At 68.7% G+C, this 14,787-nt stretch carries 12 protein-coding genes; 5 read left to right on the plus strand and 7 right to left on the minus strand.

Annotated features, from left to right (window positions below):
- Positions 1–172 precede the first annotated feature (172 nt).
- The 4 genes from KYK13_RS08750 to KYK13_RS08765 all read left to right on the plus strand — a co-directional run bounded on the left by KYK13_RS08750 (position 173) and on the right by KYK13_RS08765 (position 4,684).
- Positions 173–1,153: a hypothetical protein gene (locus tag KYK13_RS08750; RefSeq protein ID WP_223643589.1), complete on the plus strand. Its 981-nt coding sequence runs from the start codon at positions 173–175 to the stop codon at positions 1,151–1,153.
- Between the two features lie 190 nt (positions 1,154–1,343).
- Positions 1,344–2,519: a hypothetical protein gene (locus KYK13_RS08755; RefSeq protein ID WP_223643591.1), complete on the plus strand. Its 1,176-nt coding sequence runs from the start codon at positions 1,344–1,346 to the stop codon at positions 2,517–2,519.
- A gap of 113 nt (positions 2,520–2,632) precedes the next feature.
- Positions 2,633–3,181 (plus strand): hypothetical protein, encoded by a 549-nt coding sequence (locus KYK13_RS08760; RefSeq protein WP_223643593.1) that lies wholly within the window; start codon positions 2,633–2,635, stop codon positions 3,179–3,181.
- Positions 3,182–3,262: 81 nt separating this feature from the next.
- Positions 3,263–4,684, plus strand: coding sequence for a hypothetical protein (locus tag KYK13_RS08765; protein WP_223643596.1), 1,422 nt, complete (start codon positions 3,263–3,265; stop codon positions 4,682–4,684).
- Positions 4,685–5,199: 515 nt separating this feature from the next.
- Here KYK13_RS08765 and KYK13_RS08770 read toward each other — a convergent pair.
- The 3 genes from KYK13_RS08770 to KYK13_RS08780 form a co-directional block, all read right to left on the minus strand.
- Positions 5,200–5,853, minus strand: coding sequence for a hypothetical protein (locus KYK13_RS08770; RefSeq protein ID WP_223643598.1), 654 nt, complete (start codon positions 5,851–5,853; stop codon positions 5,200–5,202).
- A gap of 339 nt (positions 5,854–6,192) precedes the next feature.
- Positions 6,193–7,461: an SBBP repeat-containing protein gene (locus tag KYK13_RS08775; RefSeq protein WP_223643600.1), complete on the minus strand. Its 1,269-nt coding sequence runs from the start codon at positions 7,459–7,461 to the stop codon at positions 6,193–6,195.
- A gap of 141 nt (positions 7,462–7,602) precedes the next feature.
- The gene (locus KYK13_RS08780; RefSeq protein ID WP_223643602.1) at positions 7,603–8,517 is read right to left on the minus strand and encodes an NmrA family NAD(P)-binding protein; all 915 of its coding nucleotides are present in this window, start codon (positions 8,515–8,517) and stop codon (positions 7,603–7,605) included.
- 105 nt (positions 8,518–8,622) lie between these two features.
- Between KYK13_RS08780 and KYK13_RS08785 the strand changes: the two genes are divergently transcribed.
- Positions 8,623–9,186, plus strand: a complete 564-nt coding sequence (locus KYK13_RS08785) for a TetR/AcrR family transcriptional regulator (RefSeq protein ID WP_223643604.1) — start codon at positions 8,623–8,625, stop codon at positions 9,184–9,186.
- A 95-nt stretch (positions 9,187–9,281) separates the two neighbouring features.
- Here the strand turns inward: KYK13_RS08785 and KYK13_RS08790 are convergent, their stop codons facing one another.
- The 4 genes from KYK13_RS08790 to KYK13_RS08805 all read right to left on the minus strand — a co-directional run bounded on the left by KYK13_RS08790 (position 9,282) and on the right by KYK13_RS08805 (position 14,573).
- The gene (locus tag KYK13_RS08790; protein ID WP_223643606.1) at positions 9,282–12,293 is read right to left on the minus strand and encodes a PQQ-dependent sugar dehydrogenase; all 3,012 of its coding nucleotides are present in this window, start codon (positions 12,291–12,293) and stop codon (positions 9,282–9,284) included.
- Positions 12,294–12,370: 77 nt separating this feature from the next.
- Positions 12,371–12,643 (minus strand): hypothetical protein, encoded by a 273-nt coding sequence (locus KYK13_RS08795; RefSeq protein ID WP_223643608.1) that lies wholly within the window; start codon positions 12,641–12,643, stop codon positions 12,371–12,373.
- Positions 12,644–12,756: 113 nt separating this feature from the next.
- A complete protein-coding gene (locus tag KYK13_RS08800) occupies positions 12,757–13,653 on the minus strand; it encodes an alpha/beta fold hydrolase (protein ID WP_223643610.1) in 897 nt (298 codons plus the stop codon).
- Positions 13,650–14,573, minus strand: coding sequence for an RNA polymerase subunit sigma-70 (locus KYK13_RS08805; protein ID WP_223643612.1), 924 nt, complete (start codon positions 14,571–14,573; stop codon positions 13,650–13,652). Before KYK13_RS08805 ends, KYK13_RS08800 begins: the two co-directional genes overlap by 4 nt.
- Between the last annotated feature and the right edge of the window lie 214 nt (positions 14,574–14,787).

Consider the following 14,787-nt stretch of genomic DNA (forward strand, 5'->3'; position numbering starts at 1 on the left):
AAGCGCGGACGCCCTGGTGACTGGCGCCATCCGCCTGGTGACTGGGGTCACCGGCCGGGCACCTGATGGAAGCCCGCCGTCCCAGGGAAATCAGCGGGTTGGGGGGGCCACATGGCTGGCATCCGCGCTGCATCAGGGCCCGGCAACGCTGTCCCAGCCCCAGGTGACTCCCATGATCAAGCCCACGGCCCTCTCGTCCTCCATGCTGCGCCCGAACGCGGCTCCGGCGTCTGCCATCAACCCGAAGCAGCAGCTCTCCGCGGGGCCCGTCCAGGCCAGCCCCCAGCAGGGCCTGCGGGGCAAGCTGGAGCAGGGCTTCAGCATGGTGGACTCCTTCGAGCCCGCCGCCATCATCAACCGGCACCAGCCCCGCACCCCGGCGCTCCAGGCGCCGGCTCCGGCGCCCCAGTCCTCCGGCTCCGGCGTGCCGAGCGCCAATGACCGGCGGCCGGCCGGTGACACCCGCTCCGCGGCGCAGATCGTCGACGACACCCCGGTGCTCAAGAAGCTGGGCCGCCAGAAGGACATCAAGTTCGATCAGCTGTGCAAGCAGACGGGGGTCGACCCCAAGCTCGACCTGAAGGACCCGAAGCAGAACGCCGACGCCGTCTACCGCATGGCCAAGGTGCTGGAGTTCATCGACAGCGCCAAGGCCTCCACCGGCGGGGACCGCTCGAACAAGGTCCAGGACGGCGTGGGCGACGGCAACATCGAGGGCCTCACCAAGGACGGCGACGCGCGGCACGGCACCGAGGCCGGCATGCTCAAGGACTTCGCCGAGAAGGGCTACTCCTCCCTGGGCGAGCACCAGCTGCCGACGACGAAGGACACCCACGTCAAGGCGGACGGCAGCAACAAGGACAACTTCCAGTGGTTCGCGGGCGAGGCGGGCAAGGCCCTGTGGTTCCTGCCCGGAGTCAGCAACGTCCTGACCGGGATTGGCAACTCGGAGGGGGGCTTCAAGGGCGTGCTGGAGGGCGCCGCGACCGGCTACCTCAACACCCTGAAGGGCGCCGCGGAGGGCGTCATCGGCTCCATCACGAAGGGCCGCGCCAACCCGGCCGGCATGATCTTCGGCGGCGTCATGGGCGCGCTGGGCAACACCGAGGCCGCTCCGCAGCCCGTGAAGGACATCGCCAACCTGCTGGCCTGATGACCGCGGTCCTCCGGCTGATGACGGCAGTCATCAGCCCGCTGCCCCCTGCCGTGAAGCCGCATCCGCCAACCCCTTGAAACCACGGGCGGGCTTTGGCCCCACCGTTCGACAGGCGCAGGGCATGGCGGATGCAATTGGTCAGAGCATCATTGCCCCCCACCCCCTTCGCCCTACTAAGGTTCCCGCCATGGCCCGTCGCATCGGTTCGACCCCCTCCCGCTCCTCCACCCTCCCGACCTCCTCGACGTCTCAGCCCAAGCCGCCGGCGCGCGCGTCGACGCTCCCCGCCTCGACGACGGCCGCGAAGCCCCCGGCGACGATGACCGCGAAGCCCCCGGCGACGACGACCGCGGCGACGACCGCGAAGCCCCCGGCGGCGACCCCCTCCGCGACCACGTCGACGCCGCCGAAGCACGCGGGTGCTCCCGAGGGCGCGCCCTCGTACACCCCCTGGGAGACGACCACGGGCCAGGGCTCGGACGTGTCGGTGAGCGGCGGTGACAACAAGCTCAAGGCGCCCCCGGCCGCGAAGCAGACCATGTTCATCGACAAGCCGGCCACGCCCTACCAGAAGGACACCTTCGGCGGTGGCCGGCTGAGTGCCAACATGGGCTCGGTGCAGGCCTCCACCACGAGCCACAGCGGCGGTGGCGTGCACCACTACTCGGCCCAGGCCGAGGTCCAGGGCCCCAACGCCTCCTTCGAGATGCAGAAGGCGCACGCGGGCCGGTTGGGCGTGTCGAGCGTGCAGGTCACCGGCGAGGCCAACAGCTTCAAGGCGCAGGCCCAGGCCGGAGTGTCGGCCGACACGAACTCGCACGCCTACACCGCCGCGCTGACGGCCAAGGTGGAGACGGGCGTGGGCGTCACGGCGAGCGCGAGCCACGACTTCAACCAGCACGTGGGCGGCTTCGTGAAGGGCGAGGCGAAGGCCTCCGCCACCGCCTTCGCGGAGGCCGTGGCCACGGTGGACCCGAAGACGGCCACGGCGATGGTCTCCGGCCAGGTGGGCGCGGGCGCCACGGCGGGCGTGTACGGCACGGCGGGCGGCCACGTGGGCCGCGTGCACGGCTCGGTCACCGCGGGCGCGGTGGCGGGCGCGTCGGCCCAGGCGGGCGGGAAGTTCGGCATCGAGAACGGCTTCCTCAAGCACTCCGCGGACGTGAACACGGCCGTGGGCGTGGGCACCCACGTGAAGACGGACGTGGCGGTGGACCTGCGTCACCACATCAAGCCGGGCATCGCATCGGGCCTGCGCCCCGCGCTCGGCGCCGCGATGGGCGTGCCCGCCCCCGCCATCGCCATCGAGCCCGAGAAGTCGAGCGTCCAGAAGCTCATCGCCAAGGCCTTCGGCAAGGAGTGATTCGCGGCGGGTGCCCCTTCCTCGTGGGGAAGGGGCGCGCGGCGCGCCCTACGCTTTTGAGCGCGGGGTTCCTGGTGTCGTCATGGGCCACCTCATAGGAGGCTGGCCCTCCCATGACGACCTCCCTTCTTCGAACCCTCCTCGTCGGTGCTTCCCTCCTCCAGGCGCTCTCCGCGTGTGCCACGGGCCCGCGGCGGCACGAGCCGCCGCTTGCGGTCCCTCCCGCGGCCGAGTTGACCGAGGCCCTGAAGCCCTTCGCCTTCCTGCTGGGGACCTGGGACGCGGCGGGCGGCGGTACGCCGGGTGCGTCCGCGGGAACCTTCACGTTCCAGCCGGATGTGCAGGGGCATGTGCTGCTCCGCCGGAACGAGTCCTCCACGCCGGGTGGGCGGCATGAGGACCTGATGGTCCTCTTTTCGGGAGCGCCGGGGGCGGTGCGCGCGAGCTACTTCGACAACGAAGGGCACGTCCTCCAGTACTCGGCCCGCGCGGAGGGCTCGCCGGCGAGCGCCGAGTTCGTCACCGATGGGGCGCCTGGCACGCCCCGGTTCCGCCTGTCGTATCGGCTGAACGCCGGCGGCACGCTCAACGTCAAGTTCGAGATCGCCCCTCCCGGTTCCGACTTCCGGACCTACCTCGAGGGGACGGCCCGGCGGAGATAGGCAGGCCCTGGGACTCCCGGGTTTTCAATCCGCCGTGCTGGGGTGTGTGACGGACAGTCGCAGCCATTTACACTCTCCGGCATGTCACGATGGCTCATCGCGCTGCTGCTGCTTTCGGGGTGTACGGAGTCCGTCTCGCCGTCCGACGCGGGCGTTTCCAGCGACGCGGGCACACGCGACGCCGGCTCCTCCTTCGATGCGGGCGTGCGCGACGCGGGCGTCTCTCTGGGCTGGGGGCAGGGCACGGAGGTGGGCACGGTCGTCAATGACGTGTGGACACCCGGGCGCGACAGCGACGGCCGTGTGAACGAAGCGAGCTGGGCGCTGGTGCCGCACGGCCGGTGGGTGAGCATCGCGGGCACGAACCTCGACGTCCTGGCGGCGCAGGTGCAGACCGCCATGCCCGGGTGGCGGGATTACGGCAGCCAGGGCTGGGGCGGCGTCACGGAGGCGTGGAACGCGCCGGCCTTCGACCTCGCCGGTCGCCGGCTGTGGCGTCACGGCGGCGGCCATGGCGACTCGAGCAACAACGGCATCTATCGCTTCGACCTCGACTCGATGCGCTGGTCGATTGAGCACATGCCGAGCGACTCCCGGCTCTGGAGTCAGGCGTACCGCCAGTCAGGCACCTTCGCGGGCTGTCCCGAGTCGGCCGCGGCCTACAGCGCCGAGGTCGACGCGGGCACCTGGGCGCAGCGCGACCACTGGTACTACGACGAGCTCTATTGGGACCGCACCGAAAGCAACCCCATGGGCAACCCCACGGCGCGGCACGTCTACGACGGCTTCCTCTACGTGCCCGAGAGCAACGAGCTGGTGGTCGCCTGCCGCCGGCTGTGGCGGTACTCGCTCGAGAGCCACCAGTGGACCCTCAAGACGCACCCGCGCGCGAACGGTGACGAATATGCCCTCACGGAGGACGTCATCGCGGTGCTCGACCACGAGTCGAAGCTGGTGATTGGCTCCTGCGGTTCCGGGGGGCCCTTCGCTGCTGACTACGACCTGCGCACCAACGCCTGGCTTGCCCCGCGCGCGAGCTGGGGGAGCTGGGATTGGACAGGCGCTGCCTACACGCAGGATGGCGACGTCGTGACCCTCTTCATGCCGCCAAATAGCTCCGGGGACTATGCCTCGCCCGGCCGCTGGCAGCGCTACGACGTGGCCACGCACAGCGTGCTCGCGTCGGGTTCGACGTGGAACTACGAGGGCGGCCTGTCGCTCGCGTCGTTTCCCGACACCCATCACGCAACCGACGGTCACGGCATGGTCTACGTGCCCACGGAGGGCGTCTACTGGGTGTACACGAAGCTCAACAGCGGCATGAGCTGGCTGGAGCTCGACCTCAAGACGACGCCCGCGACGCTGCGTCCGAAGACCTTCGCCAACGCCGCGCCCGTCTTGCAAAGCGGCATCGCGAGGCGCCGGGCCATCTACTTCCCCAGCCTCGACGCCATCGTATGGATGAGCCCCGCGAACCAGGACGTGCTTGTCTTCCGGCTGTGAGGGATTGCCCACCAGGCGCTGGACGTCCAGTGCGTCCAGCGCCTGTGTGTGACGTCAACCGGGACGAGGCTTAGTTACAGGGTGCGCCGCAGACGCCGGCCCCGCGGGCCTGACATGCGGCCGTGTTGGTGCAGAACAGGCCATCTCCCGTGCAGCAGCCGAGCAGTCGCGAGGGCTCTTCCGACATGCCGTCCGGAACCGCGCTGCTGGGGGCGGTGGAGACGAGCACTTCATTCGATACGGGTTCGCTCGGGGTGAGCTGAGAAGCGGAACCCGCCATTCCCACCACGAAGGCAAAACTCAGGGCGACTCCGGAAACAAGCATCCGCAGCATCTGGCGCTCCTTGGGTTGAGAGGCATTGAGGACGTTACTCTCAGTGTGGCTTCAATCCAAGACGCCCTGGCGGGCAGTTGGGACGATTGGGTGTGGATGTATTTTAATGGGCGGAGTGGATGGTGCGCCTGGCATGGCTGTGACATCGATGACCTGCTGGGTGAGCGTCTCGACGCTCGTGTCAGGTCTTCCCGTAGCGGCGGAGTGCCTCCTCGAATTCGATCCGGCGTGCGCGCAGCAGTCCTCCCTTGAGGGGCTCTGCGCCGTCGACATCCACGTAGTCGAGCTTCCAGGCGAAGCCGAGCGCAGGGTCGATCCGGTCGACGATGAGGTCGAAGGTGTAGGCCGGGCCCTTCGTGGCCACCAGCCAATGCACGTTGTCGTGCTGGTCCGAGATGCTGGAGAGATCCCCTGGTCCGGACACGCGGTCGATGCTCGGGCGCAGCACCAGGTGCTCGGGCTGGCTCTCGACCCGTTCGAAGTGGCGCAGGTGGAACTCTCCAGCGAGCACCACGTGCATGGACACCATGTTCTGATGTCCGTGAGGCACGATGGCCCGGCCTTGAGCCAGCCCGAAGAGCTTCGTGCCGAAGACGCGCGGCAGCCCTTCAATCCTGGGCAACGGCGCGGACATGGCGCCAGCCCGGTCATCCGGCAGCTCGATCCCCGGCTTCAGCCGGTCCGCGTCGATGGCCCGGAGCAACTCGGACAGAGGGACGCGGGCAAAGAGCGCCTCGACCTGCTGCTGCCACTCCCGTGGCTCCAACTTCCGGTCATGGACATCCGAACAGAGCTGATGCGTGCGGGTGAGCCACGCCTGGACCTCCTTACGCACGGGCCCCGCGAGCGCGTCCTTCCGCAGGAGTGTTTGGACCAGCGCAAAGCCTGCCAGCGCCTGTAGCAGGACCTCTCGCCGTGTAGCGACCTGACCCATGGTGTCTTCCTTGAGCTTGGGTGACTTGCCCGGTGATTCGAAGGGCGAGGTCCACGTGGGGCCTCAAGGAGAGCAGGCCGCGTGCCAGCCTTCTGCGCTGGCGTGTCCGACGCAATGTTCCGATTCCAGGTGCCCGCATGCGGTCGAGCAGCCACAGGTGTGGCTGGGAGGCGAACGCGCCCTCCCCGTGGAGCCGCAGGGAAGGGCGCTGCCTGGAGTCGTCAGGACTCCCGCGTCGAATCAGAAGCGGACGAGGAAGGCGTCGTTGCCGCCGGCGCTGGTGTTGCCGCCGAGGCTGCCAGCCGTCTGCCCGGTGACGTAGGTGTTACCGGCGGCGTCCACGGCCACGCCGCGAGCGATGTCCTGGCGCGGGGTGGCCAGGGTCTGCGTGCCCAGCTGCGTGCCGAGCGCGTCGTAGCGGGTGAGGAAGGCATCGCTGGCGCCCGCATACGGGATGCCGGCGATCCCGCCGGTGTAGCCGACCACCTGCACGACATTGTCCGAGGTGACGGCGACGCCAAACGCGTAGTCGGGCTGAGCGCCTCCGAACAGGCGGCTCCAGTCGCGGTTGCCCGCGCTGTCATAGCGGGCGAGCAGCACGTCGATGGTGCCGTTGTTGGTGTTGCCATCCAGGCTGCCGAACGTATCGCCAGCGATGTAGACGGCGCCGTCCGGACCCACGGCGACGCTCTTCGCGTCATCGAGCTCGCCCGCGTCGATCTGCCGGACCCACTGCTGGACGCCGAGGATGTTCAGCTTGAGCAGGAAGATGTCGCTGCTCACCGGCGGGGTGGTGCCGTCGATGCTGCCGAAGGTGTTCCCGACGATGTAGACCTCATGCGACGGCGTGACGGCGATACCGCGCGCGATGTCGCTGTTGCCGGTGCCGTATTGCTGGAGCCAGTACGGGTTGCCCCCCGTGTCGTAGAGCGCGGCGACGATGTCGTAGTTGCCGGGGTTACCGCCGTTGGTGAAGCTGCCGCCGGTGTAGCCGGTGAAATAGAGGGTGTCGTCCGCGCCGACGACGATGCCCGTGGCGAAGTCATCCATCTGCGTGCCGTTCTGGCGCAGCCACAGGCGGTTGCCGGCGGCGTCGTACTTGGCGATGAAGAAGTCCATCCCCCCGGCGTTCGTGTAGAAGTCGAAGCCGCCGAAGGTGGTGCCAGCGACGTATGCGTTGCCGTCCGCGTCGGTCGTCACGGCGGTGGCGCGGTCCGCCCCGGTGGTGCCGAGCTGGCGGACCCACTGGAGGTTGCCGGCGGTGTCATACCGGGCAATGAACGCGTCCTGACCGCCGGCCTTCGGGTCGGCGCCGAGCTGACTGGTCGTCTGACCCACCACGTAGACGCTGGAGCCAGACACGGCCACGGCGGTGGCCTGCTCATCCAGGTTGGCGCCGAGCTGGGCCACCCAGGACGGGGACGGGACCTGGGCCTCGGCGACGGAGGGGAGACCCGCGGCGCCAACGACGCCCGCGAAGCCGAACATGCTCAAGAGGAGCTGCTTCATCACGAACTCCATTTCTCAGTGGGGGGGATGCGAGCCGGGCGGGGGGAGTCCGTCGCCACGGCATCCTTGCAAGACCACGAGAAACGGGGGACGTGGAAGATGGGTATTAAAAGACACGCATTTGTCGGTGTCTCACGGTGCTCAGGTCGTCACGCGACGCTGGCGCACCCAGGTCTCGAAGCTCATGGGCGACAGGCCGTAGGAACGCGCGATTTCGGGCCGCGCCAGGACCGGGGCGACGTTCATGTATGTCATGCCTTGCGCTACGCCGGGATGCAGGCCGGCCGCGACCGCCTCTTCAATCGTGGCGGACTGGGCGACGTACTCCTTGCCGTCGACACGCGAGAGGACCTCGGCGATTTGGGGAAGCGTGAGGAGGTCACCCGCGAGCTGCAGCGTCACTCCATGGAACTTCGAGGGATCGTTGATTGCCGCCGCGGCCGCCTTGCCGATGTCCTCTGGGGCGATCAGCGGAATGGGCGTGTCGGTCCTGACCACCGTGAGCAATCGGTGCCCGTCGACGAATCCGGCGGGATCCAGCATCGGGTGATCCATGAAGGTGGAGGGCAGGATGAGGGTCCAGTGCTTGAAGCCCGCCGTGCGTACGAGGTCGCAGGTGGCGAGCTTGTTCTCCCAGTACACTTCGTGAGACTTCCAGCGCCCCTCCGCCCAGCCCTCGACGTTGCGGTGGTCGCCGACGCCGGACGTCGCCGTGTGCACGAACGTGTCGACGCCCTCGGCCAGCGCGGCCTCGACGAGGTTCCTCCCTTGCTGGAGCTCCTTGCTGAAGTCGATGCCGGCCTCGGAGGCAATCGGTGACTGCATGGAGAAGACCGCCCGAGCCCCGGCGCAGGCGGCGCGCAACGACGCCGGGTCGTCGAGGTCTCCGACGACCACCTCGGCGCCAGCCGCCGCGAGCGCCTGGGCGTTCGCCGCCGCTGGATTGCGCACCAGCACGCGGACCGGCGTGTGGCCGCCAGCCAACAGTGCCCGGGCGGTGGCGCCCCCCTGCCGCCCTGTGGCAGCCGTGACGAGAACGGGAGTGGTGCGACGCATCGGCAGCTCCTTGGTAAGTGGGGGACCCCACCGTTTATTTTCGTGGTTAGATATGGGGGAGGCCCCCGTTTGTCAAAAGAACCGTCTGTTGGGGAGAAGCGCGCCGTGGAGCAAGGGAAGCCGTTGCGAGCGGATGGACGACGCAACCGGGAGCGGATTGTCGAGGTCGCCGCGGAGCTGGTCGCCCGGGATGGCGCGCAGGTATCGCTGGAGGAGATTGCACGGCGGGCGGGGGTCGGCTCGGCGACGCTGCACCGGCACTTCCCGTCGCGGCAGTCACTGCTGGAAGTGATCTTTCGCGATGGCGTCGCGCAGCTGTGCGCGCGGGCGGCCGCGCAGCCGGGCAAGGATCCCGCCGGTGAGTTGGCGTCGTGGCTCGAGGAGGTGACGGTCTACACCGCGACCCACCGAGGGCTTGCCGCCGCGCTGCTGGCCGGCCCGGAGGGCCTCTCCGCCGAGGACATCTGCTGCACCGACATGCTGCTCGACGTGATGAACGCCCTGGTCGTCAGGGCGTCTTCGGCGGGCGCGCTTCACTCCGGTGCCACACCGGAGGACCTGATGATGCTGGCGAACGCGATTGCAGTCGCCAACGAAAACGACCCGCACTCCGCGCGCCGGGTGCTCCGCCTGGCGCTCAATGGCATACGGCCCTCGGGGACCTCATGAAGGATGCTCCGCGCCCACCTCGGGACGCCTTCCGAGCCCGTGAGCGTTCCGCACGCTCATCGCCTTGGATCGGGTGAAGACCGGTACACGGCTCATCATCCCCTGACCGGGCAGGTCACGGGCTCGAGGTAGAAGGCCTCCCACGCGCCGGTGTCGGCGGGGTTGCAGATGCCCGCGTTGCCGCCATTGCCGCTCTGGATGGGAGCGCCGGGGGTGACCTCCTTCCAGTTGCGCGCGGTGCCTGTCGACGACTCGAAGCCGTAGCGATTGCGGCCGCCATGGACACCGCAATCGTAGCGGGTGAACGACTCCGCCGTGCTGGGTGAGGCATTCACGGTGAGCTGATCCGCGACCACCGCCAGGTACGCGCCGTTCGTTCCCCTGAGCTTGTATTTCGCGCCGTGGGTGACGAGCTCGAAGACCTCACCATCGCTCTGCGTCGTGCCGAGCGCGGCCACCTTGTTCGCGCCATCGACAGTGAGCCACTTGTCGGTGCGCTCGCTCTGGATGCGGAAGCAGCCCGCGCTGCCGCTGGCCTCCGTCTGGCATGTCGCATCGCAACCATCGCCCGGCTGGGTGTTGCCATCGTCACATTGCTCGCCGCTCTCGACAGTGCCGTTGCCGCACACGGGGCCGGTGCTGTCGCCCGGGCAGGCCACCGGTTCGAGATAGAAGGCCTCCCAGGCACCGCCATCGGCCGGATTGCAGGCGCCGCCATTGCCGCCGTCACCGCTCTGGATCGGCTCGCCCGCCGCGGTCTCCTTCCAATGGGGCGCGCTGCCCGTGGAGGACTGGAATCCGACGCGAGTGCGCCCGCCGTAACCACAGGCAATCCGGGTGAACGACTCCCCACTGGTGAAATCGGCGCCCATCGTGAGCTGGTTCGCCACCACCGTCAGGAACGCGTCGCCCGAGCCCTTGAGCTTGTACCGGGTGCCATTCGGAACGAGCTGGAAGACCTGTCCCCCTGCTTGCGTCGTGCTGCCGGCGACGACCTTGCCCGCGGTGTTGACGGTGAGCCACTTGTCGGTGCGCTCGCTTTGAATCTGATAGCAGCTTCCGCCCGAGGTCTCGGTGAACAGGGCGGTGTAGGTGGCCGCGCTGCCAGGCGTGATGAAGGTGTGTGATTGCGCGCCGCCGTCCGACCACGACGAGAACGCCCAGAACCTTCCGTTCGCATACTGCGGCGACTCGACGCCCACGGAGCGGACGACACCGACCACGCCGGTCGTGTCGTGTGGCGCCGCGACCGGTCGCCCGTCCATCAGGACCTGCAGTCCGCTCGGCACGCTGGTCACCGTGAGCGGGACCGTGACGGGGTGGACGTCGCGATAGGTCGTATGGGTGAGGCCAATCGAGTCGCGCACCGTGAGCCGCACGCGATACCAGACGTTGGCCGAGCTCTCGCCGACGCTCGGGATGGGCCAGCTCCCGCTCGCGATGCCGGTGGTGTCGGCCATGGCCGGGTGCGTGTGGGTGTCGTGGTGGAAGGTGATGTTCCAGGTCATCGCGCTCGGCGGCAGCGTGCCATCCTCCTGGTCGCTGGCCGAGCCGGAGAACGTCAGGTTCGTGGCCGCGGTGTAGGTCGCGCCCGCGGCCGGAGTCACGATCGTGGCCACGGGGGGCTTGTTGGTCGTCACCGTCAGCACGGCCTCGGTGCTGGTGGTCGAGCCCAGCCCGTTGGTCACGACCACGCGGAAGCGCGCGCCGCTGTCGGCGAGCTGCGCGGCGCTCAGCTCGTAGCCCGGCGAGGTCGCGCCGGCGATGTCCACGCCGTTCCGCTGCCACCGGTAGGTGAGCGGCGGCTCGCCACTCGCCGACACCGTGAAGGTCGCCGGATTGCCGACGGACACCAACGTGCTGGCCGGTTGCTGCGCGATGGTGGGCGGCAGTGAAGCCGTGTAGGCGATGCGACCCACCTGGCCCGCGCCGCGCGCCAGGTAGTAGAGCGCGCCATCGGGCCCGACATCGAGGTCCACGGGCCCCGCGGCGGCCGTCGCGAACAGCGAACGCACACCGGTGTTCGGGTCGATGCGCGCGATCCAATTGTTGGTGTAGTCCGCGAAGAAGTACTGGCCGACGTACGCGCTGGGAAACGCCGTGACCGGCGGATTGTAGAAGGCACCGCCCGCGATGCAGTTGCCGGCGGCCGTGCCAGCGCCGTGCGGGTACGCGAAGAACGGCTGCGTGAGCTCCGGGCGGTTCGTGAAATAGCCCTCCGTCATCGGCCAGCCGTAGTTGGCGCCGGCCTGGCCGCGGTTGATCTCCTCCCAGCCGCCTTCGCCCACGTCGTTGATGAACAGGACTCCCGTGCCGGGTTGAACGTCGAAGGTGAAGGGGTTGCGCAGCCCCATCGCCCAGGTCGCCTTCGCGAGCCCGGTGGCGGTCGCATAGAAGGGGTTGTCCGTGGGGATGCTGCCGTCCGGGTTGAAGCGCAGCAGCTTGCCGAGCGGCGTGTTCAGGCTCTGCGAGTTGGAGGAGACCGCGTTCTCTCCGACCGAGACATAGAGCTTGCCGTCGAGTCCGAAGCGAACCGCGCCGCCGTTGTGGTTGGCGGCGTCGAGCGTCGGAAAGTCGGCGAGCACCAGCTCGCTGCCGGGAACCACCACGTTGCCGTTGGCGGTGAAGCGGCTGACCCGGTTGTGGATGCTGCCGGCGACCGACGTGTAATAGACGTAGAGATAGTGGTTGCTGTCGAAGTTGGGATCGAACGCGACGCCCATCAGCCCACGCTCGTTGTCGGTGTCCACGGTGAGCGTCATGAACGGGGTTGCCAGAAGCTGGCCGTTCACGGCGACACGCAGCGAGCCGTTCTTCTCCGAGATGAACAGGCGCCCGTCGGGCGCGAAGGTCATGGTGGTGGGGCCCTGGAGGCCACTGACAAAGACCGAGTCCGCGAAGTTGGCGTCTTGAACGACGGCGCCCGCTCGCGCGACCCCCAGCTCCGGGGGCGACTCCATCGAGCAGCCCACAAGGAGGGCGAAGACCGCGCACACGACAAAGAGTGGCAGGGGAGACTCCGCTCGTACATTCGCTCCTGGCATCGCTGCTTCTCCCGGTCGAACAGGTTCATCCGCTTTTACGATGAAATCCTGTTCGAGTGACATCGAAGAACACCCTGGGGTGCTCATTCGCTCCTGCGGACGCCAGGGAAGCCCCATTCAGCGAGATGCCGCGATCCCCTTCAGGAGTAGCTCAGCAGCGCTGACGCCGCCGTGAACTCGGCGCTGCCTGAAACCCCCAGCGCCTGGACCTGGCGCCCGATGCGGTCGACGGAGACGCCGCGCACCTGAACCCGCCCGACGGGGAGGGCGCGAACCTCGCGATGTACGACGGCGCCGAGTTGGGCAAGGCCATTGCCGCGCACGCAGGTGACCTCGAAGCAGCGCTCACCGAGTACGAGGAGGCCCTGTTCATCCGGAGCGCGAACGCCTCTGTCGAAGCCGCGAGGATCCACGCGCTCTGCTTCGAAGACCCCAACGCGCCGCAGGGGCTGCTCAACCTGTTCACCGGGGCTCTGCACCGACCGCGTCCGAGCCGGTCGGGCGGAGCATGCCCGGCTCGTGTGGGTCAGGACCCGAGGAAGGGTTCAACGGCTGCGATCATCGCCGGGGACTCGAACAGGTCGTAGTGCGTGCGGCCGGGCAGGATGGCGAGGCTCGACTTGGAGTGACCGCTGCCATCGAGGCCGCCGTCGCGCTGACCTCCGCCGAGCAGCTCGTAGAATCGCGCGATGTACGAGGGCGGCATGCTGTCCGCGTCGGCGAACACGAGGAGGACGGGCATCGAGAGCTTCGACACCTCCTCGGACCAGTCGTAGGTGCTGCGCTGAAGCTCACCGGTCTTGTCGAGGAGACGCGCGAAGCTCGCGGGGTCGGGCGCGATTGCCGCGTAGGTCTGGTACACCGGCGCGGGCTTCATCATGTCGGCGATGGCGCCGGTCAGGTGCTGGAACGCCGCGGCCACCTCCGGGTACCAGGCGGTACTGCTGAACGGCGAGCCCACCACGACGAGCTTGCGCACGCGTGACGGATGCTGAATGGCGAAGCGCAGACCGACGCCACCGCCGAGCGAATAGCCCAGCACGTCCGCCCGGGGCACGCGCAACTCGTCGAGCACGGCCGCGAGGTCGTCCGCCAGCTGCTCGTAGCGCAGCGGCCGGTCGACATCGGCGGTCCTGCCATGGCCCTGGAGGTCGACCGAGATGACCTGGCGCCCCTGGGCGAGGCGTGTCGCGACCGGCGCGTCCAGCAGGGTGTTGTGGAGCCCGCCGTGCAGCAGCACGAGCGGCGTTGCTCCGTCAGCGAGGGGGCCGCGCACTTCGTAATAGAGGTGCAGGCCGTTCACGTGGGCGTAGCCAGTCTTCGTCGGGGTCGTGGGGGCGGTCATGGGGGAGGTGCCTCGGGAGGAGAGGTGGGAGGTACAGGCGACAGCGAAGAGGGACAGGGCGGCAAGCAACGCTCTCACGCGAGCACCTCCGGCAAGCCGAAGGCCGCGAGCTGCGAGGGCTGGAACGTGGTGATCTCGTGGATGCGGCCGTCGCGCACGTGCAGCACGTCGATCTTGAAGGCGCGCAACTCCTGGTCGCCCGGCCGCCGCAGATAGCTCACGGCCGCGGGCATGCGATTGGCCCACGCCGGCACCAACCGCCACTCGCCCATGGTGTTCGCCCGCTCCATGAGCGGGAGGACCTGATCCACGCCTTCGATGCACATGGGCAGCGGCGGCATGGTCACTCGCACGTCGCGTGTGAGCAACGCGATGGACGCCTTGCAGTCTCCGCCCTGGTGCGCCGAAATGAACGCCGCCAGCAGCGCGCGCTCGTCGGCCGTCACCGGGCCGCCGTGCGCGGGTGTCTCGTGACGCGAGAGCGTGGCGCGTGCACGCTGGAGGCTGCTGTTGACCGCCGCGACCGAGGTCTCCAGCAGCGAGGCCGTTTCGGCCGCCGACCAGTCGAGGACTTCGCACAGCACGAAGGCGGCCCGCTGCCGCGGGGGCAGCCGCTGGATGAGGGCCAGGTAGCCCAGGGCAATGGACTCGCGCGCGACGGCCTCCTCCTCGAGGAGGACGTCCGGGTAGGGCTGCAGCCAGGGAATCTCCGCGAACGAGTGCGCGGAGGTCGCCTGCCGCGAGGAGGTCCGCAGGTGGTCGAGGCAGGCGTTCGTGGCGATGCGGTACAGCCAGCGCCGCATTCCGGTCTCACCGCTGCTCGCGTCGAACGCGTCGCGCGAGTTCCACGCGCGCAACAGTGTTTCCTGGACGAGGTCGTCGGCCTCGGCGAACGAGCCGACCATTCGGTAGCAGTGGAGATGCACCGCACGGCGGTGCGGCCGCAGGAGCGCGTCGAAGGCCGTCATCGGGGGAGGGAAGGCAGTGGGCTCTAACATGCACACCAGAACGACACCGGGGCTCCGGAATCATCGGTCGACCGATGATTTCTCCCAATCCCCTGTAAAAACGCGGACTTGGAGGAGTCCGGGCTGGCAGCGCGATTGTGTGAGGTCTCGGAACTGCGTCACCCGGTGAAGACGCCCAACAGCGCAACCTGGCTACGCTCGTGCTTGCCTGGGCATGGCAAGGGGCGCGGTCCTTCCTTCGTTC

It is taken from the genome of Corallococcus sp. EGB, assembly GCF_019968905.1.
Taxonomy (GTDB): domain Bacteria; phylum Myxococcota; class Myxococcia; order Myxococcales; family Myxococcaceae; genus Corallococcus.